An 18,125-nucleotide genomic window follows, 5' to 3' on the forward strand; every position below is an offset into this window, starting at 1 on the left:
GCGTCGAAAAGGCCCTCAGGCCTTGCGCAACCAATAACGGTACACACCCTCGGCGGCGTCTTCATGCTCCAGGGTGTGGCCGGCCAGCTTGGCAAAGGTGCGAAAATCACGCTGGGAGCCGGCGTCGGTGGCAGTCACCTTGAGCACGGCACCGCTGGCCATTTTATTGAGCTCCAGCTTGGCCTTGAGCAACGGCAAAGGGCAGTTAAGACCGCTGGCGTCGAGTTCGGCGTCACAGGCTACAGCGTCGGTCATGGTGCTACTCCAGGCAAACATTCGGGCCGCTTAGAATATCTGGTCCCAAGCTCAGTGTCCGGCTACAGTAAGCTCTTTGTCGAAAGGCTTTGTGCATGACTTTTTTGCGCCCTACCCTGCTGACGCTGGCCTGCCTGCTGGCCTCCCCGGCCTTTGCTGACGACCTGCCGTCACTTGGTGACGCCAGCTCTGCCATAGTCTCGCCGCAACAGGAATACCAATTGGGCCGCGCCTGGCTGGCCTACCTGCGCGGCCAGGTTTCGCAACTCAATGATCCGCAACTCAAGGATTACGTTGAAACCAGCGTGTACAAGTTGGTGGAGACCAGCCAGGTCAATGACCGGCGCCTGGAATTCATCCTGATCAACAGCCCACAGCTCAACGCCTTTGCGGCTCCCGGTGGGATCGTCGGGGTCAACGGCGGCCTGTTTCTCAATGCACAGACCGAAGGTGAATACGCGTCGGTACTGGCCCACGAACTGGCGCACTTGTCCCAGCGTCACTTCGCCCGAGGCGTAGAAGCGCAATCACGCATGCAACTGCCGATGATGGCGGCCCTGCTTGGCGGCATTATCGCCGCCGCTGCGGGTGCCGGCGATGCCGGTATCGCCGCGATTGCCGGCTCACAAGCCGCCGCGATCCAGGAACAGCGCCGCTTCTCTCGCCAGAACGAGCAAGAGGCCGACCGCATCGGCATCCTCAACCTGGAGAAAGCCGGCTACGACCCGCGCTCCATGCCCACGATGTTCGAACGGCTGATGCGCCAATACCGCTTCGACGCCAAGCCACCGGAGTTCCTGCTGACTCACCCGGTAACCGAATCGCGTATCGCCGACACCCGCAACCGCGCCGAACAAGCCAAACCTGGCGGCAAGGAAGACAGCCTGCGCTATCAACTGATTCGCGCACGGGTGCAGCTCAAGTACGAAGACACACCAGGTCTGGCCGCCAAGCGCTTCCAGGCCCAGCTGGATGAGAACCCTAAAAATGACGTTGCGCGTTATGGCCTGGCCATCGCTCAGATCAAGGGTACTCAACTCAAGGAAGCGCGGGAAAGCCTGGCGCCGCTGCTGGCCAAGGCGCCCAACGACATTACCTACAACCTGGCCCAAATCGAACTGGACATCACCAGCAACCGCATGCCGGATGCGCAGCAACGTACCGACCGCATGCTCACCCAGTACCCCAGCAACTATCCGCTGAACCAGGTGCGGGTAGACCTGCTGCTTAAACAGAACCGTACCGCCGATGCAGAAAAGGCACTGGATGGGCTGCTCAAGTCGCGACCGGACGATCCGGACGTGTGGTATCAGGTCGCCGAGACTCGCGGCTTGTCCGGCAACATCATTGGCCTGCATCAGGCTCGCGCCGAATATTTCGCATTGGTGGGGGATTTCCAGCAAGCCATCCAGCAGTTGGACTTTGCCAAGCGGCGCGCCGGCAATAACTTCCCGTTGTCCTCACGCATCGACGCCCGTCAGCGTGAGCTGATCGAACAGGAGCGCTTGGTGAAAGGCATGATGAGCTGAACCCGCCGCCCACAAAAAAGCCCCGCTGCCGTTAACCGGCAGCGGGGCTTTTTTATAGGTCTAGCGGATTACTCGGCCAGTTTGAAGGTGATGAAGCTGGCACGGCCTTGACGCAGGACGCGCATCGACACCGAGCGATTCTTCGGCAACGCCTTGGCGATGTCGGCGAATTCCTTGGTGGTATCGATTGCCTGGTTGTTCAAGTGGGTGATCACGTCACCCGGTTGCAGGCCGATCAAGGCGGCTGGGCCGTCCTGCACTTCCTTGATCACGACACCGCTTTGCAGGTCGAAGGTTTTCTTCTGCTCGGCGGTCAGTTCAACGACGGCGATACCCAAGCGGTTACTGCTGCGCTCGGCGCCTGGCTTGGCGTTGCCCAGGGCGTCCAGGGTCGCGCCTTCTTCCGGAATTGCCCCAACGGTCAGTTCGACGTTCTGGCGCTTGCCATCACGAATCACTTCCAGCTTGGCTTTGCCGCCGGCCTTGAGCGCGCCGACCAAGTGAGGCAAGTCCGCCGACATGATGATCGGCTGGCCGTTCATGCTCAGGATGACGTCACCGACTTTCAGGCCGCCTTTGGCCGCAGGGCCATTGTCCTGAATCTGCGCAACCAGGGCACCGGCCGGCTTGTCGAGACCGAAGGACTCAGCCAGGTCCTTGTTCACTTCCTGGATTACCACGCCCAACCAGCCGCGGCTGACCTTGCCGCCGCTTTTGAGCTGATTGGAGACGTCCATGGCCACATCGATCGGGATCGCGAAGGACACGCCCATGAAGCCACCGGAGCGGGTGTAGATCTGCGAGTTGATCCCCACCACTTCGCCGGCCAGGTTGAACAGCGGGCCACCGGAGTTGCCCGGGTTGATCGGCACGTCGGTCTGGATGAACGGCACGTAGTTTTCGTTTGGCAGGCTGCGACCAATGGCGCTGACAATGCCTTGGGTAACGGTATGGTCAAAGCCGAACGGTGAACCGATCGCGACCACCCACTGACCGGCCTTCAGGTCCTGGGACTTGCCCAGTTTAAGCACCGGCAAGTCCTTGCCATCGATTTTGAGCAAAGCCACGTCGGAACGTGGATCGGTACCAATCAACTTGGCCTTGAGTTCACTGCGGTCGGCCAGGCGCACGAGAATCTCGTCGGCATCGGCAATCACGTGGTTGTTGGTGAGGATGTAGCCGTCAGGCGAAATGATGAAGCCGGAGCCCAGGGACTGGGCTTCGCGCTGACCACCGCCGCCACGAGGAGAGCGAGGTTGCGGCATCCCGCGTTCGAAGAACTCGCGCAACATGGGCGGCAAGCCTTCCAGGTCGGGCATCTGCTGGTTCGAGACTTTGCGATCCGGCAGCTTCTGCGTGGTACTGATGTTCACCACGGCAGGCGAGGCCTGCTCCACCAGTTGGGTGAAGTCAGGCAGCTCGACCGCTTGCGCAGGTAAGGCCTGGCCCAGCACCAGCACTGTGGCGACTATGGATAAGTAAGACTTCAAACGTGGTATCGACATACAGCTCCCGTTACGACGAGCAGGGTTAAGCGACAGGGTTCAATAAACGCCGGATACTGCGAGCGGCATTTTTGTTCCGCGAACAAACAAGGCCAGAGCCATCAAACCCTGACCTATAAAAAACATGGGAAGTTTTTGCAAGTGAAAATGCTGATCCAGAGATTTCATACGCCCAGCACCCAACGAAATTCGGGCCCAGATTGATAGACCAGGATGAACATAAGATTAACAATCTCAGGGCTTGGCGGCGGCCTTTTCACCACGCACCGACAACGCGATGCGCTCAGCAGTGCCAATGGGAATTTCGCCCACCACCGTGACCATCATTTCGCCATCTACCGTATTCAAACGCCGGGATACTGCCACGGTCGGCCCAAGCTGAGCGCGGGTTTCATTCACATCGGCGCCGTTGGCTGACTCAAGAAACACCGAAAAACGCGCGAGCCCATCGTCATACATCAGGCTGTCGACGGTAGATTTCGTTTGGGCATCTTTGCGCGTAGCGCTGCTGATCTGTTGGAAACCAGGCGGTAGCCAGTCCAGATGCCACTTTTGCGTGGCAGACAGCTCAGGTGCTTTAGCGGCGGACATCGTTACCGGCGAACAGTCGCCGCTGGGCTGCAAGTCCTGGTCAGAAGGAATGGCCGAAGCATCCAGACGGGTGAACTGAAAACGCTCCAACAACTGCCCTTGGTCATTCAGCAGCAAGGATTTAAGCGGCAGCGCAGTTTCACGGTCCAGGTGTAATTCAAACCCATAACGGTAGGGATCACGCGGGCTGATCGACACAATCACCGCATGACGACCGGCCACGCGCGATTTGCCAATAACGGCCAGGTCATAGAATGAAGTGAGTTTTTTTGGATCAAGAATACGCGAGGGTGCCTCAGGTGACTGACCGAGACCAACCGCCAACGTGCCACTGACACATTGTGCCCGACCATCAACCCTGACCGCTTCCTGGGCGGAGCCGTCAAGTTGCAACAAGCGTTCACGGACATGACCATTCTGGACACGGTGCCAGATGTCATGGGTAGAAAAACTGCCGTTACGTTCGTAGACAAACGTACCTTCAAAGCTTTGCTGCTGCTCTGCACGCCCAAGTCGAGTCAGCCAGTCTTGGGCTTCATCGGCATGGGCGGATAGTGCAAACCAACTACTGAGCAAAAGCGTAAGGAGCGGTATGGCGCGCATAGGGCTCCTTAGCGAATCAGCGGTTTTCCTGGCTTGCTGCACGAGCGTATGGCAGAGCGCTGTCAGTGCCTTTGGCAGCCGATTCCTGCGCATGTTGACGCAGGTAGCCTGGAAGGCGCTGATCCTGCCAGCCGGATTGCCCCTGAAGTACACCATTAGCCATAGGGCCGGTGGTATCAGTGCTTTCCTTGTAGCCAGCCAGCACGGCCGGACCTTTGACTTGCGGACCGGCCATGACCGGTTGCTGAGTCTGTTGGGCCAGCTCGTTGCCTGCGATCTCGTCCTGGTTGTACAGGCGAACACCTGCCAACACAGCAACGGTCACCGAAGCGGCCACTGCCAGACGACCCAGGCTGCGCCACGGACCACGCGAGGCTTTTGCCGGAACGGCTTCATCAGCCAGTGCAGCAGAAACGGCCGCAGCAATATCCAGACGAGGGATTAGGAGATCCTTGTGCATCACCGCCCGAGCGACTTGGTAACGAGACCAGGTATCACGGGTTTCGGCGTCATCAAATGCGTTGAGCACTCGACGAAGTTCCAGTTCATCCGCTTCGTTATCCATCACTGCGGACAGCGATTCCTGCAGGGCATCACGACTCATGGCGGTTCCTCTCTTGGCTGTCGCCGCTGTCTTTAGTTTTCCTGCAACAACGGTTGCAAGGCTTTGTCGATGGCTTCCCGGGCCCGGAAAATCCGCGACCTCACAGTCCCCACCGGACATTGCATGACGCTCGCAATGTCTTCGTAACTCAGACCATCGAATTCACGTAAAGTTAACGCCGTACGCAAATCTTCTGGCAGTTGCTGAATAGTGCGATGGACGGTGCCTTCGATCTCGTCGCGCAGCAATGCACGCTCCGGCGACTCGAGATCTTTGAGGCCGTGATCACCATCATAGAATTCAGCATCTTCTGAACTGACATCACTGTCTGGTGGGCGGCGACCGCGTGACACCAGATAGTTTTTCGCCGTGTTGATGGCGATGCGGTATAGCCACGTGTAAAACGCACTATCACCGCGGAAATTTCCAAGTGCACGGTAAGCCTTGATAAAGGCTTCCTGCGCAACGTCCTGCGCTTCATGGGTGTCGTGCACAAACCGCACGATCAACCCGAGAATTTTGTGCTGGTATTTCAGCACTAGCAGATCAAATGCTCGCTTATCACCGCGCTGTACGCGCTCGACCAGCTGCTGATCCTCTTCCTGGGTTAGCATGAACACTCCTCGTTGTACTTGAAGGAGGCTTGCATAACTAAACGATCAGGCTTGCAAACATAGACTCGGGCTTTTCGCAAAAGTTCTCCCCCTTCAAGCAAGTTTCCGGCATGCACTGATTTGGCACACACGAAAAACGCAGCACGGTCGGTGCCGGCTGCGCGAATAATCTTGTCGCCGGTTTCGTGACGCGTCCAATGCTCCCGACGGGCCAATAAACTCAACGTTTTCCCAGCTTTCGGGCAACCTGCTATTGAGTCGGGGCTTATGCAAAAAGTTCCCGTCCCGCCAACCGGCCGTTTCCCAAAGCTGCGCAGCATAATCTCACAATGCCACGAAGGCGTGGCTATTGTGCCGCTCCACCCCTCTATATACTAGTGGCCCGTGTGACCCTTTGATTCGCCGATCCAGGCGTCCTGTTTGCGCCCCCCTTTGGATCGCTTTTTGCGGAATCCGTCAAATGAGCCAACAGTTTCAACACGATGTCCTCGTAATCGGCAGCGGCGCCGCCGGCTTGAGCCTGGCCCTGACCCTGCCCAGCCATTTGCGTATAGCGGTTTTGAGCAAAGGCGACCTGGCCAACGGCTCGACCTTCTGGGCCCAGGGCGGCGTTGCTGCGGTGCTGGACGACACAGACACCGTGCAATCCCACGTCGAAGACACCCTTAACGCCGGCGGTGGCCTGTGCAACGAAGACGCCGTGCGCTTCACCGTCGAGCACAGCCGGGAAGCCATCCAATGGTTGATCGACCAAGGTGTACCCTTCACCCGCGATGAACATGCCGGCAGCGACGACGGTGGCTTTGAGTTCCACCTGACCCGCGAAGGCGGCCACAGCCATCGCCGAATCATTCACGCTGCCGATGCCACCGGGGCCGCGATTTTCAAGACCCTGCTCGACCAGGCCCGCCAACGTCCAAATATCCAATTGCTGGAGCAGCGCGTCGCCGTCGACCTGATCACCGAAAAACGCTTGGGCCTGCCGGGCGAACGCTGCCTGGGCGCCTACGTACTCAACCGCACCAGCGGTGAAGTCGATACCTATGGCGCACGCTTCACCATTCTCGCCTCGGGCGGCGCCGCCAAGGTCTACCTCTATACCAGCAACCCCGACGGTGCCTGCGGCGACGGCATAGCGATGGCCTGGCGCTCGGGCTGCCGGGTCGCCAACCTGGAGTTCAACCAATTCCACCCCACGTGCCTGTATCACCCGCAGGCCAAGAGCTTCCTGATCACCGAAGCCCTGCGCGGCGAAGGCGCACATTTGAAGCTGCCCAATGGCGAACGCTTCATGCAGCGCTTCGACCCACGCGCCGAACTGGCACCACGCGATATCGTCGCCCGCGCCATCGACCACGAAATGAAGCGCCTGGGTATCGACTGCGTGTACCTGGACATCAGCCACAAGCCCGAAGCCTTCATCAAGACCCACTTCCCGACCGTCTACGAACGCTGCCTGACCTTCAATATCGACATCACCAAGGGCCCGATCCCCGTGGTACCGGCCGCGCACTACACCTGCGGTGGCGTGATGGTCGATCAGCATGGCCGCACCGACGTACCGGGCCTGTATGCCATCGGCGAAACCAGCTTCACCGGCCTGCACGGCGCTAACCGCATGGCCAGCAATTCATTGCTCGAATGCTTCGTGTATGCGCGCTCGGCGGCAGCGGACATTCTTGAACAACTGGCGCGCATCCCGGTACCCGCCGCCCTGCCTCGCTGGGACGCGAGCCAGGTCACCGATTCGGACGAGGATGTGATCATCGCCCACAACTGGGACGAGCTGCGGCGCTTCATGTGGGACTATGTGGGCATCGTGCGCACCAACAAACGCCTGCAACGGGCGCAACATCGGGTGCGCTTGCTGCTGGATGAGATCGACGAGTTCTATAGCAACTATAAGGTCAGCCGCGACCTGATCGAATTGCGCAACCTGGCCCAAGTGGCCGAGCTGATGATCCGGTCGGCCATGGAGCGCAAGGAAAGCCGCGGCCTGCATTACACCCTCGACTACCCACAGATGCTGCCCGAAGCCCGGGACACTATCCTGGTGCCAACCACCTACGGCGGCTGAACTTCAGGCGTACCCGCAGGCGCCGGTGCACATCGGCCGCCTGCGCATCCTTTGGCACGCAGATGGACCGCACCCGCCACTCACCCTGCACTCGGTAACGCAACACCACGATCAGCGGCAACGCCAGGCTGTCGGGCCGCAGCTGCACTGGGTGCCACCCGCGTGCGGCGCTCCATAATTGCCAACCATCGTCGTCACGGCGCAGGCCACGAATCGACGAACGGTGAGTGAGCAGGATTTGCCGCGGCAATACCCAGGCACAATGAGCCAGGCATAGCAGGATGCCAAGGCTTGAATAAGGCAGGTCGAGAGCCAGCAGGCTGCTCAGCGCGACCAGCTGGGCAAGCACATAGGCCGCCAGCAACAGCCGCGAGGCCTGCCAGCGGCATTCGAAACGATTACTTTGGCTGGACACGATCCAGGATCATCCGAACCATGCGCTGCAGCTCCGGGTCTTCGGATTCGGCGCGCTCCATGAACCAGCCAAACATGTCCTGGTCTTCGCACTCGAGCAACCTGACGTAGAGGTCGCGGTCCACCTGATTGAGCGTCGCGTACACCTCCTTGGTGAAAGGCACCAGCAACACATCCAGCTCCAGCATGCCGCGACGGCTGTGCCAGTAGAGGCGATTGATTTCTACATCTTCGACCATGGAGCCCTCCTAAAATAGAGCGCAAGTATACAGCCCCGACGACACTGGAACAGTCGGCTTTGGTCGCCCTATATGGAAACTATGCATTTGCCGGACGCCCCTCTATGATGCACCCATGACTTTTTGACCTGCGATGACCCATGGCTGACTCCGCTTTTTTCTGCCCCCTGTCCCACGAAGGCGTTCTCGCCGTCCGCGGCTCTGATGCTGCCAAGTTCCTGCAGGGCCAACTGACCTGCAACCTCAATTACCTGAGTGATACCCAGGCCAGCCTGGGCGCGCGCTGCACGCAAAAAGGCCGGATGCAGTCGAGCTTCCGCATCCTGCTGCAGGGTGATGGCGTGCTCCTGGCCATGGCCACCGAGTTGCTTGAGCCGCAGTTGGCGGATTTGAAAAAGTACGCGGTGTTCTCCAAATCCAAGCTCACCGACGAAAGCGCTGCCTGGGCGCGCTTCGGCCTGGCGAACGCAGACGCGGCCCTGAGCGCCCTGGGCCTCGCGCTGCCGGTCGAGACCGATAGCGTGGCGCGCAACGAGGCATCGATTGCCGTCCGCGTTTCCCCGGGCCGGGCCGAACTCTGGGTACCTGCCGAACACGCCGACGCCGTGCGCAGCCAATTGGCCGCGCAGTTGCAACAGGCTGACTTGAATGCCTGGTTGCTTGGTCAGATCCGTGCCGGTATCGGCCAGGTGATGCCCCAGACGCGCGAGCTGTTCATTCCGCAGATGCTCAACCTGCAGGCTGTGGGCGGCGTCAGCTTCAAGAAAGGCTGCTACACCGGCCAGGAAATCGTCGCGCGCATGCAGTACCTGGGCAAACTCAAGCGGCGCCTGTATCGCCTGGGCCTGGAGGCCAACGAGCTTCCCGAGCCAGGCACTCCGTTATTTTCCCCGAGCCATAACAGCGCGATCGGCGAAGTGGTCATCGCAGCAAAAGCCGACCAGTCGATTGAACTTCTCGCCGTGCTGCAAGCCGAAGCTGCCGACAGTGGCGACGTGCGCTTGGGCACCCTCGAGGGCCCGGGCTTGAATCTGCTTGACCTACCCTACCAACTGGACCGTGACCGCGAGATCCAGCGTTAATCGCCGTACTTTTTGCAGCACCCTAGAGAGCATGAATGAACAAGCTGGCGGAAAAAGTCCAACAAGCGTTGGTAACGGCCATCGACAACGATGACCTGGTTCTGCCGACATTGCCGGAGGTGGCCCTGAAAATTCGCCAGGCCGCCGAAGACCCGGACATCAGCATCAGCCACCTGAGCAAAGTGATCAGTCGTGACACGGCCCTGTCGGCGCGCCTGATCAAAGTGGTCAACAGCCCGTTGCTACGGGCCAGCCAGGAAGTCACCGACCTGCACACCGCCATCACCCGGCTCGGTACCAACTACAGCAGCAACCTGGCTATCGGCCTGGTGATGGAGCAGATCTTCCACGCCCGCTCCGAGGTGGTCGAACAGAAAATGCGCGACGTGTGGCGCCGCAGCCTGGAGGTGGCAGGCGTGAGCTACGCCTTGTGCCGTCGCCACAGCCAGCTCAAGCCAGACCAGGCGGCGCTGGGTGGCCTGGTGCATCAGATCGGCGTGCTGCCGATCCTCACGTATGCCGAGGATCACTATGAGCTGCTGGCCGACCCCGTCAGCCTCAACCACGTCATCGACAGCATCCACCCGGTGCTGGGGGACAAGCTGCTGCGGGTCTGGGACTTCCCTGAGATGCTGGTGAACGTGCCGGGCCAATACCTGGACCTGACACGCGACTCTGCAAGCCTGGACTACGTCGACCTGGTGCAGGTCGCCGCGCTGTACTGCCACCGCGGCACCGACCACCCCCTGGGAACCGTGCCGATTACCGCCTTGCCGGCCCTCATGAAGTTGCGCATAGACCTGCACAGCGACGCCCTGCGCAGCGAACTGGACGAAGCGCGGTCGATGTTTTACTGATCAACCCGCGATAAAACTCACGCGCACCTTAAGCCCCGCCAGCTCGCCATCATGCAGGCTGATCTGCGCCAGGTGCGCACGGCAAATCTCCCCGACAATCGCCAGCCCCAAGCCCGACCCCATGCCCTGCTGGCTGCGTCGATAAAAGCGTTCAAACACCCGGTCCCGCTCATCCAGTGGGATGCCAGGGCCGTCATCCTCGACTTCCAGCACCGCCGGGGCCGTCACTCGCAAAATCACATTGCCGCCAGGCGGGGTATGGGCCAAGGCGTTATCCACCAGGTTGCTGAGCAGCTCATTCAACAGCGTTGGTTCGCCGCGCAGCCATACCGGCTCGTCGGCCTCCAGCGCCAGGGCCACGCCCCGCGCGTGGGCCAGCGGCGCCATGGCCATACCGAGCTCACGGGCCAATTGGCTCAAATCGAGCAGTTGCGCACCGCCTTCGGCAATGGCGCGGGCACCGTTTTCGATGCGGGCCAGGGACAACAATTGATTTGCCAGGTGCGTCAGCCGGTCGGTGCCCTGGGCGGCCGTTTCCAGGGTGTTGCGCCAGGTGGCGGGTTCTTCGGCACGCAAGCCCAGTTCCAGCCTGGCCTTAAGCGCCGCCAGGGGGGTGCGCAGCTCGTGGGCAGCGTCGGCAATAAACTGCGCCTGGCGCTCGAACTGCCCGCGCAAACGTTCGGTGAAATGGTTGAGCGAGCGCACCAGTGGGCCGAACTCATCCTGAACCTCCACTAATGGCAGAGGCCGCAGGTCATCAGGCTGGCGCTCTTCCACCGCCGTACGCAGGCGTTCCAGCGGGCGCAGTGCGGCGCTCACCGCGAACCACACCAGCAATAACGCACCGATGGCGAGCATGCCCAGACGCAGCAGTGTATCGGCCATCAGGCTGCGGGCCATGGCCACCCGGGCTTCGTCGGTCTCCGCAACACGAATTTCGGCCATGCCGTTCATGTTCGGTTCCGAGACGGCCTTGAGCAGGCTCACCACGCGAACATGCTGGCCCAGGTACATGGCGTTATAGAACCGCGCCAAGGCTGGATAATCGTCGGTGCGGGGCGTGCCGGGCGGCGGGCCAGGCAGGTTTTCGTAACCGGAAATCAGTTTCTGATCAATATCATTGACTTGGTAATAAATGCGCCCGGCACTGTCGTAGGCAAAAGTGTCCAAGGCCACATAGGGCACATTGGCGCTGAGGGTGCCGTCCACCTGGGTCAAGCCGGCGGCAATGGTGCGTGCCGAGGCCAGCAGCGTGCGGTCATAAGCGGTGTCGGCGGCTTCGCGACCGTTCCAATAAGCGCTCATGCCGCTAGCGAGCATCAACAACACCAGCAATAACGCAAGGTTGCACAGCAAGCGCCAGCGCAGGCTGCTGGGCTTATGCATCACGGGCTTCCAGCAAATAGCCAAGGCCGCGGAAGGTGACGATGGCGATGGGTTGGCCATCGAGCTTCTTGCGCAGGCGATGCACGTAGATTTCGATGGCGTCGGGGCTGGCCTCCTCGTCCAGGCCGAATACCTGGGACGCCAATTGTTCCTTGCTCATCACGCGCCCCGGCCGGGCGATCAACGCTTCGAGCACCGCTTGTTCTCGGGAGGTCAAGGTCATCAGCTCGCCTGCGACCGTGAAGCGCCGGGTGTCGAGGTCGTACACCAGCACACCGCAGGTTTGCTGACGCTCGCCGCCCAGCACGCTGCGCCGCAACAGTGCCTTGACCCGTGCTTCGAGTTCCGTGAGTTCAAACGGTTTGGCCAGGTAGTCATCGGCGCCCAGGTTCAGGCCGTGCACGCGGTCTTTTACATCACTGCGAGCAGTCAGCATCAGCACCGGCAGGTTTTTTCCACGTGCCCGCAAACGTGCGAGCACCTCGAAACCATCCAGGCGCGGCAACCCTACGTCCAGGATCACCGCGGCGTATTCCTCGCTGCTCAAGGCCAGGTCCGCCGCCACGCCGTCATGCAACACATCAACGGTCAAACCCATGCTCTTGAGCGCTTGGGCCACGCTTTCGGCGAGCTGCAAATGGTCTTCAACCAGGAGGACACGCATGGATTTCTACCTCGTTCAGGGGTGGTCGACGCCACGCTTTGCCCGGCAGTTTACAGCCGCAACCTGGCCTGTGAAGCCCGAAAACATTGAAAGGCGATTGAAAGGTTAGTGAAAGCTTCGCCCTTTAGCATCCAACCACGGTGGTCTATGCCCGCCGAGTTGCCTGACCCGTAGCGCCCGAAAAACGCCTCGAAGCGTTTTCGCCAGAATAAGAACAATAACGGAGTACACCACGATGCTGTCGACCCAGCCACAGGCTTGCCCGCCTGTTCGTTCTTCCCGCCTGACCCACACCGCCCTCGCCAGTGCCGCTGCCCTTGCCGGCTTTTCGCCGCTCAGCCAGGCTGCCTTCTTCGAAGACAGTAGCGCGACCCTGGAAACCCGCAACATGTACTTCAACCGCGACTTTCGCGACGGTACCAGTGCCCAGCAATCCAAGCGCGACGAATGGGCCCAGGGCTTCATGCTCAACGTGCAATCGGGCTACACCGACGGCACCGTCGGCTTTGGCGTTGATGCGCTGGGCATGCTCGGCGTCAAGCTCGACTCCAGCCCCGACCGCACCGGCACCGGCCTGCTGCCGACCCACGATGACGGGCGCGCCGCCAACGAGTACTCCAAGCTGGGCCTGACCGGCAAAGTGAAAATCTCCGCCACCGAGTTGAAGATCGGCTCGCTGATCCCCGAACTGCCGATCCTCAAGCCCAACGACGGGCGCATCCTGCCGCAGACCTTCAACGGTGGCTTGATCACCTCCAAGGAACTCAAGAACCTGGTATTCACGGGTGGTCGCCTGGACAAAGCCAAGGACCGCGACGACACCAACTACGAAGACATCGCGCTCAATAACAAGAACAGCCGCTTCCTCAGCGGTGCCACCGGCAAGCACTTCAACTTCGGTGGCGTCGACTACAAGTTCGCCGACAAGATCACCGGCAGCTACCACTTCGCCCAACTCGACGACGTGTATCGCCAACACTTCCTCGGCATGGTCGCCTCACGCCCGATGGGCCCTGGCACTTTCGCCGCCGACCTGCGACTGGCAATCAGCGATGACACCGGCTCGGCCCGCGGCGGCAATATCGACAACACGTCCCTCAACGGCCTGTTCAGCTATGCCCTCAATGGCCATAAGCTCAGCGCCGGCTACCAGCACATGTCCGGCGACAGCGCCTTCCCGTATGTGGATGGCAGCGACCCGTACCTGGTCAACTTCGTGCAGATCAACGATTTTGCCGGCGCCGAAGAACGCTCCTGGCAGGCACGCTACGACTACGACTTTGCCAAGCTGGGCATTCCTGGCTTGAGTTTCATGAGCCGTTACCTCTCGGGTGACAACATCAAGCTCAAGAACGGCGAGACCGGCAAGGAGTGGGAACGCAACAGCGAGATCAAATACGTGGTGCAAAGCGGCACGTTCAAAGATGTGGCCGTGCGCCTGCGTAACGCCACCTATCGTTCCAACTATTCGGCCCGTGACGCAGATGAAATGCGCTTGCTGGTCAGCTACAGCGTCGCACTTTGGTAGTAACCCCCTCATAACAAAAACGATGGAGATCACCATGACCCTTTCACTGCGTAAATTTGCCCTCGCCGCTGGCTGCATGCTGTTCGCCGGCCAACTGCTGGCCGCCGACGAACCCAAGCGTCCGGAATGCATCGCCCCGGCCTCCCCAGGCGGCGGTTTTGACCTGACTTGCAAACTGGCGCAAAGCGCGCTGGTGAACCAAAAGCTGCTGACCAAGCCGATGCGTGTGACCTACATGCCAGGCGGCGTGGGCGCGGTAGCCTACAACGCGGTCGTCGCCCAGCGCCCTGCGGATGCGGGCACGTTGGTCGCCTGGTCGAGCGGTTCGCTGCTGAACCTGGCCCAGGGCAAGTTCGGCCGTTTTGATGAAAGCGCCGTGCGCTGGTTGGCGGCAGTGGGCACCAGCTATGGCGCCATCGCGGTGAAAAGCGACTCGCCCTACAAAACCCTCGACGACCTGGTCAAAGCCCTGAAGAAAGACCCAGGCAGCGTGGTGATCGGCTCCGGCGGCACCGTCGGCAGCCAGGACTGGATGCAAACCGCACTGATCGCCAAGGCCGCCGGGATCAACCCGCGCGAACTGCGTTACGTCGCCCTTGAGGGTGGCGGTGAAATCGCTACGGCTCTGCTGGGGGGGCATATCCAGGTGGGCAGTACCGACATCTCCGACTCCATGCCGCATATCCAGAGCGGCGATATGCGCCTGCTGGCGGTGTTCTCTGAGCAACGCCTGGATGAGCCGGAAATGAAGGATATCCCGACCGCCAAAGAGCAAGGCTACGACATCGTCTGGCCGGTGGTGCGTGGCTTCTACCTGGGGCCAAAGGTCAGCGATGCCGACTACGCCTGGTGGAAAGACGCCTTCGACAAACTGCTGGCTTCCGAGGAGTTCGCCAAGCTGCGTGACCAGCGCGAGCTGTTCCCGTTCGCCATGACGGGCCAGGAGCTGGACACCTACGTGAAGAAACAGGTGGCTGACTACAAAGTGCTGGCCAAAGAGTTCGGCCTGATCCAGTAATCGCCCCTCTTTTGTGTAATGCCCCTGTAGGAGCGAGCGTGCTCGCGAAGAACCCAAGGACATCCACGTGCGTCCAGAGAGCACGCGTTATCGTTGACGTTTTTCGCGAGCAAGCTCGCTCCTACAAGAGGGGCCTTGGAGTTTTCTATGCTCTTACAACGCATTTTCGCTGCCGTGCTATTGCTGGCCTGTATAGGCCTGGCGCTGATGGCCTGGCCGTATCAGGCGGCTTTTTCCTACGAACCCGTAGGGCCAAGAGCCTTCCCCCTGCTGTTGCTCGGGCTGATGGGCCTGGCGCTCATCTACATGATGATTCGCCCGCAGGCGACCAAACACACTGACGATGAACCCGCGCTGGATCAACCCACGTTGATCAAGATCGGCATCTGTGTGGCCCTGCTGCTGGTGTTTGCAGGCACATTCGAATCCTTGGGTTTCATTCTCAGCAGCATGCTGATCGGTATTCCGATGGCACGGCTGTACGGCGGCCGCTGGTTGCCCAGCGTGGTGATCATCACCTTGATGAGCGTCGGTCTTTATCTGCTGTTCGATAAAACCATGGACGTACCGTTGCCCCTCGGCCTGCTCGACGTTCTGGAGAACTGATATGGATACTTTTGGCTATTTGGGCCAGGGTTTCGGCGTTGCGCTGAGCCCCTATAACCTGGTGACCGCGTTGTGCGGCACCCTGATTGGCACCGTGGTCGGCCTGTTGCCGGGCCTGGGCCCGATCAACGGCGTGGCACTGCTGATCCCCATCGCCTTCGCCCTGGGCTTGCCGCCGGAGTCGGCGCTGATCCTGCTGGCAGCCGTGTACCTGGGCTGCGAATACGGTGGCCGCATCAGTTCGATTCTGCTGAACATCCCGGGCGAAGCCTCCACCGTGATGACCACCCTCGACGGCTACCCGATGGCCCGCAAAGGCTTGGCCGGCGTGGCACTGTCGTTATCGGCCTGGAGTTCGTTCATCGGTGCGTTTATCGCCACCTGCGGCATGGTGCTGTTCGCCCCGCTGCTGGCCAAGTGGGCAATTGCGTTCGGCCCGGCGGAATATTTCGTCCTGATGGTGTTTGCGATTGTCTGCCTGGGCGGCATGGCCGGTGACAAACCGCTGAAGACGTTTGTTGCCGCGCTGATCGGCTTGTTCCTTTCCTGCGTGGGCATCGACGCCAACAGCGGTGTATACCGCTTTACCGGCGACAATATTCACCTGACCGACGGCATCCAGTTCGTGGTGCTGGTACTCGGCCTGTTCTCCATCAGCGAGATCCTGCTGCTGCTGGAAAAAACCCACCGTGGCCAGGAAGCAGTGAAAGCCACCGGGCGCATGATGTTCAACGCCAAGGAAGCCTTGTCGGTGCTCACTGTGAATCTTCGTTGCGGCGTGTCGGGCTTTATCATCGGCGTGTTGCCGGGCGCTGGTGCAACCATGGCCTCGGCCGTTGCCTACATGACCGAGAAACGCATCGCAGGCGCTAGCGGCAAATTCGGTCAGGGCGACATGCGCGGCCTGGCCGCCCCAGAAACCGCGATCGGCGCATCGGTCTGCGGCGCCATGGTACCCATGCTGACCCTCGGCGTTCCTGGCTCGGGCACCACGGCGGTGATGATCGGCGCCCTGTCGCTGTACAACATCACCCCCGGCCCACTGCTGTTCCAACAGCAACCGGACATTGTCTGGGGCCTGATCGCGTCGTTGTTCATTGCCAACATCATGCTGGTCGTGCTCAACATCCCGATGATCCGCATCTTCACCCGTATCCTCGCCGTGCCGAACTGGGCGCTGGTGCCGGTGATCGCCATCATTACCGCGATTGGCGTGTACGCCGTGCATGCCACCACCTTCGATCTGTTCCTGATGATCGCCATCGGCATCTTCGGCTACATCCTGCGCAAGCTGGACTTCCCGCTGTCGCCGCTGCTGCTGGGCTTTATCCTCGGCGGCCTGATGGAGCAGAACCTGCGCCGTGCGCTGTCGATCTCCAACGGTGCGCTGGAAATCCTGTGGTCGAGCCCGATCACCTTTGGCGTCTGGGTGCTGACCGCAATCATGCTGCTTGTACCGCTGCTGCGTATCTGGCGTAAACGCGTGCAACAGCGTCGTGCCCTGGCCGATGTCTGAGGTCACCTTTAAACATTGGTGGGGAACACCGCTGGTCGGCCTGGCCGGCGGTTACCTGGCCAGCCTGGTCGGCTGGCCTTTGCCGTACATGGTCGGCTCGTTGCTGGCGATCATCCTGGTGCGCTGCCTGACGCCCTGGCAATTGGCAGAGATTCCCGGCGGGCGCAAATGCGGCCAATGGGTGGTGGGCATCGGCATCGGCCTGCACTTCACCCCGGTGGTGATCGAGCAGGTGATGAGCCACTTCGGCCTGATTTTCTTCGGTGCACTGGTCACCAGCTTGTCGAGCGTGGTGGGCGTGTGGTTGATGCGCCGCAGCGGTGAAGACCGCGCCACGGCGTTTTTCTCCAGCATGCCGGGCGGTTCCGGGGAGATGGTCAACCTCGGCGCCCGCAATGGCGCAATACTTAGCCGAGTGGCGGCAGGGCAAAGCCTGCGTGTGCTGGTGGTGGTGCTGTGTGTGCCGGCGATCTTCAAGTATTTGCTCGGAGGCGGCACGCCGCAGTTCCATCCGGCGCCCGTGGACTGGGCCTGGCTGGCCCTGCTGTTTCCGGTGGGTGCGCTGGTTGCCTGGGGCTGGCAACGCTTGCGCCAACCCAACCCTTGGCTGTTCGGGCCATTGCTGGTGAGCGCGATCGCCAGTGTGACCTGGGATTTACACATCGGCCTGCCAGACGGCGGCAGTCAGATCGGCCAATGGTTGATCGGCAGCGGTTTGGGCTGCCACTTCAATCGGCAGTTCTTCCGTCGCGCGCCATCGTTCATGGGCCGCACCTTGATTGGCACGGCATTGACCATGCTGCTGGCGACGTTAGCGGCGGTGGGCTTGAGCGCCCTCACTCACCTCGACCTGCGATCACTGACCCTGGGCATGATGCCAGGCGGTATCGCTGAAATGAGTCTGACAGCTGAAACCCTGCAGCTGTCGGTGCCCTTGGTGACGGCGATGCAGGTGATGCGCTTGTTGTTCGTGCTGTTTTTTGCCGAGCCTTTGTTTCGGCACTGGAACCGTCAGCCAGCCCCCCTCTAAAACCTCC

The 18,125-nt window shown here is 60.7% G+C and carries 18 protein-coding genes; 9 read left to right on the forward strand and 9 right to left on the reverse strand.

Annotated elements, in window-relative coordinates:
• Positions 1-15: 15 nt before the first annotated feature.
• On the reverse strand, positions 16-255 hold the full coding sequence (locus GIV26_RS18130; protein WP_014717366.1) for a sulfurtransferase TusA family protein: 240 nt from the start codon (positions 253-255) through the stop codon (positions 16-18).
• Positions 256-350: 95 nt separating this feature from the next.
• Between GIV26_RS18130 and GIV26_RS18135 the strand changes: the two genes are divergently transcribed.
• A complete protein-coding gene (locus tag GIV26_RS18135) occupies positions 351-1,784 on the forward strand; it encodes a M48 family metalloprotease (RefSeq protein WP_003189458.1) in 1,434 nt (477 codons plus the stop codon).
• A gap of 68 nt (positions 1,785-1,852) precedes the next feature.
• Here the strand turns inward: GIV26_RS18135 and GIV26_RS18140 are convergent, their stop codons facing one another.
• From GIV26_RS18140 to rpoE, 4 genes are all read right to left on the reverse strand, one after another.
• Positions 1,853-3,289, reverse strand: a complete 1,437-nt coding sequence (locus tag GIV26_RS18140; protein ID WP_014717365.1) for a DegQ family serine endoprotease — start codon at positions 3,287-3,289, stop codon at positions 1,853-1,855.
• Between the two features lie 234 nt (positions 3,290-3,523).
• Complete coding sequence (locus tag GIV26_RS18145) at positions 3,524-4,483, reverse strand: MucB/RseB C-terminal domain-containing protein (RefSeq protein WP_236281736.1); 960 nt, start codon at positions 4,481-4,483, stop codon at positions 3,524-3,526.
• A 16-nt stretch (positions 4,484-4,499) separates the two neighbouring features.
• The gene (locus GIV26_RS18150; protein ID WP_034126575.1) at positions 4,500-5,087 is read right to left on the reverse strand and encodes a sigma-E factor negative regulatory protein; all 588 of its coding nucleotides are present in this window, start codon (positions 5,085-5,087) and stop codon (positions 4,500-4,502) included.
• Between the two features lie 32 nt (positions 5,088-5,119).
• Positions 5,120-5,701: an RNA polymerase sigma factor RpoE gene (rpoE, locus tag GIV26_RS18155; protein ID WP_003172477.1), complete on the reverse strand. Its 582-nt coding sequence runs from the start codon at positions 5,699-5,701 to the stop codon at positions 5,120-5,122.
• A 460-nt stretch (positions 5,702-6,161) separates the two neighbouring features.
• Here rpoE and nadB point away from each other — a divergent pair, with 460 nt between their 5' ends.
• Positions 6,162-7,778 (forward strand): L-aspartate oxidase, encoded by a 1,617-nt coding sequence (gene nadB, locus GIV26_RS18160; RefSeq protein WP_057975663.1) that lies wholly within the window; start codon positions 6,162-6,164, stop codon positions 7,776-7,778.
• Here nadB and GIV26_RS18165 read toward each other — a convergent pair.
• Both GIV26_RS18165 and GIV26_RS18170 read right to left on the reverse strand, forming a co-directional pair.
• Positions 7,747-8,193 carry a protein YgfX gene (locus tag GIV26_RS18165; protein WP_236281738.1) on the reverse strand — a complete coding sequence of 149 codons (447 nt, stop codon included), beginning with the start codon at positions 8,191-8,193 and terminating at the stop codon, positions 7,747-7,749. The two genes, nadB and GIV26_RS18165, sit on opposite strands and share 32 nt — an antisense overlap.
• Positions 8,177-8,431 (reverse strand): FAD assembly factor SdhE, encoded by a 255-nt coding sequence (locus GIV26_RS18170; RefSeq protein WP_003189444.1) that lies wholly within the window; start codon positions 8,429-8,431, stop codon positions 8,177-8,179. Before GIV26_RS18170 ends, GIV26_RS18165 begins: the two co-directional genes overlap by 17 nt.
• Positions 8,432-8,571: 140 nt before the next feature.
• Here GIV26_RS18170 and ygfZ point away from each other — a divergent pair, with 140 nt between their 5' ends.
• Together ygfZ and GIV26_RS18180 are read left to right on the forward strand one after the other, a co-directional pair.
• Entirely contained in the window at positions 8,572-9,513 is a 942-nt protein-coding gene (gene ygfZ / locus GIV26_RS18175) for a CAF17-like 4Fe-4S cluster assembly/insertion protein YgfZ (protein ID WP_236281740.1), read from the forward strand.
• Positions 9,514-9,548: 35 nt separating this feature from the next.
• Positions 9,549-10,370, forward strand: coding sequence for an HDOD domain-containing protein (locus tag GIV26_RS18180; protein ID WP_034126564.1), 822 nt, complete (start codon positions 9,549-9,551; stop codon positions 10,368-10,370).
• Here GIV26_RS18180 and GIV26_RS18185 read toward each other — a convergent pair whose 3' ends face one another.
• The gene (locus GIV26_RS18185) at positions 10,371-11,756 is read right to left on the reverse strand and encodes a sensor histidine kinase (RefSeq protein ID WP_054917630.1); all 1,386 of its coding nucleotides are present in this window, start codon (positions 11,754-11,756) and stop codon (positions 10,371-10,373) included.
• Entirely contained in the window at positions 11,749-12,420 is a 672-nt protein-coding gene (locus GIV26_RS18190; RefSeq protein ID WP_014717358.1) for a response regulator, read from the reverse strand. The genes GIV26_RS18185 and GIV26_RS18190 overlap by 8 nt, the downstream gene beginning before the upstream one ends.
• Positions 12,421-12,655: 235 nt before the next feature.
• On the opposite strand from GIV26_RS18190, the gene GIV26_RS18195 reads away from it, so the two are divergent.
• The 5 genes from GIV26_RS18195 (at position 12,656) to GIV26_RS18215 (ending at position 18,118) form a co-directional block, all read left to right on the forward strand.
• Complete coding sequence (locus GIV26_RS18195) at positions 12,656-13,948, forward strand: OprD family porin (RefSeq protein WP_054897614.1); 1,293 nt, start codon at positions 12,656-12,658, stop codon at positions 13,946-13,948.
• 28 nt (positions 13,949-13,976) lie between these two features.
• Positions 13,977-14,966, forward strand: coding sequence for a Bug family tripartite tricarboxylate transporter substrate binding protein (locus tag GIV26_RS18200; protein WP_161793218.1), 990 nt, complete (start codon positions 13,977-13,979; stop codon positions 14,964-14,966).
• A gap of 147 nt (positions 14,967-15,113) precedes the next feature.
• Positions 15,114-15,572 carry a tripartite tricarboxylate transporter TctB family protein gene (locus GIV26_RS18205; RefSeq protein WP_003189430.1) on the forward strand — a complete coding sequence of 153 codons (459 nt, stop codon included), beginning with the start codon at positions 15,114-15,116 and terminating at the stop codon, positions 15,570-15,572.
• Between the two features lies 1 nt (position 15,573).
• A complete protein-coding gene (locus tag GIV26_RS18210; RefSeq protein WP_003189428.1) occupies positions 15,574-17,088 on the forward strand; it encodes a tripartite tricarboxylate transporter permease in 1,515 nt (504 codons plus the stop codon).
• Entirely contained in the window at positions 17,081-18,118 is a 1,038-nt protein-coding gene (locus GIV26_RS18215; protein WP_236281742.1) for an AbrB family transcriptional regulator, read from the forward strand. Before GIV26_RS18210 ends, GIV26_RS18215 begins: the two co-directional genes overlap by 8 nt.
• The last annotated feature ends 7 nt before the right edge of the window (positions 18,119-18,125 follow it).

The organism is Pseudomonas sp. PA-1-3F, from assembly GCF_021609665.1.
GTDB classification, from domain to species: domain Bacteria; phylum Pseudomonadota; class Gammaproteobacteria; order Pseudomonadales; family Pseudomonadaceae; genus Aquipseudomonas; species Aquipseudomonas paracarnis.

Excerpts from the sequence above, each read along its gene's own strand:
- GIV26_RS18130 (WP_014717366.1), bottom strand. The coding sequence starts at position 255 with ATGACCGACGCTGTAGCCTGTGACGCCGAACTCGACGCCAGCGGTCTT.
- GIV26_RS18135 (WP_003189458.1), top strand. The coding sequence starts at position 351 with ATGACTTTTTTGCGCCCTACCCTGCTGACGCTGGCCTGCCTGCTGGCC.
- GIV26_RS18140 (WP_014717365.1), bottom strand. The coding sequence starts at position 3,289 with ATGTCGATACCACGTTTGAAGTCTTACTTATCCATAGTCGCCACAGTG.
- GIV26_RS18145 (WP_236281736.1), bottom strand. The coding sequence starts at position 4,483 with ATGCGCGCCATACCGCTCCTTACGCTTTTGCTCAGTAGTTGGTTTGCA.
- GIV26_RS18150 (WP_034126575.1), bottom strand. The coding sequence starts at position 5,087 with ATGAGTCGTGATGCCCTGCAGGAATCGCTGTCCGCAGTGATGGATAAC.
- rpoE (WP_003172477.1), bottom strand. The coding sequence starts at position 5,701 with ATGCTAACCCAGGAAGAGGATCAGCAGCTGGTCGAGCGCGTACAGCGC.
- nadB (WP_057975663.1), top strand. The coding sequence starts at position 6,162 with ATGAGCCAACAGTTTCAACACGATGTCCTCGTAATCGGCAGCGGCGCC.
- GIV26_RS18170 (WP_003189444.1), bottom strand. The coding sequence starts at position 8,431 with ATGGTCGAAGATGTAGAAATCAATCGCCTCTACTGGCACAGCCGTCGC.
- ygfZ (WP_236281740.1), top strand. The coding sequence starts at position 8,572 with ATGGCTGACTCCGCTTTTTTCTGCCCCCTGTCCCACGAAGGCGTTCTC.
- GIV26_RS18180 (WP_034126564.1), top strand. The coding sequence starts at position 9,549 with ATGAACAAGCTGGCGGAAAAAGTCCAACAAGCGTTGGTAACGGCCATC.
- GIV26_RS18185 (WP_054917630.1), bottom strand. The coding sequence starts at position 11,756 with ATGCATAAGCCCAGCAGCCTGCGCTGGCGCTTGCTGTGCAACCTTGCG.
- GIV26_RS18190 (WP_014717358.1), bottom strand. The coding sequence starts at position 12,420 with ATGCGTGTCCTCCTGGTTGAAGACCATTTGCAGCTCGCCGAAAGCGTG.
- GIV26_RS18195 (WP_054897614.1), top strand. The coding sequence starts at position 12,656 with ATGCTGTCGACCCAGCCACAGGCTTGCCCGCCTGTTCGTTCTTCCCGC.
- GIV26_RS18205 (WP_003189430.1), top strand. The coding sequence starts at position 15,114 with ATGCTCTTACAACGCATTTTCGCTGCCGTGCTATTGCTGGCCTGTATA.
- GIV26_RS18210 (WP_003189428.1), top strand. The coding sequence starts at position 15,574 with ATGGATACTTTTGGCTATTTGGGCCAGGGTTTCGGCGTTGCGCTGAGC.
- GIV26_RS18215 (WP_236281742.1), top strand. The coding sequence starts at position 17,081 with ATGTCTGAGGTCACCTTTAAACATTGGTGGGGAACACCGCTGGTCGGC.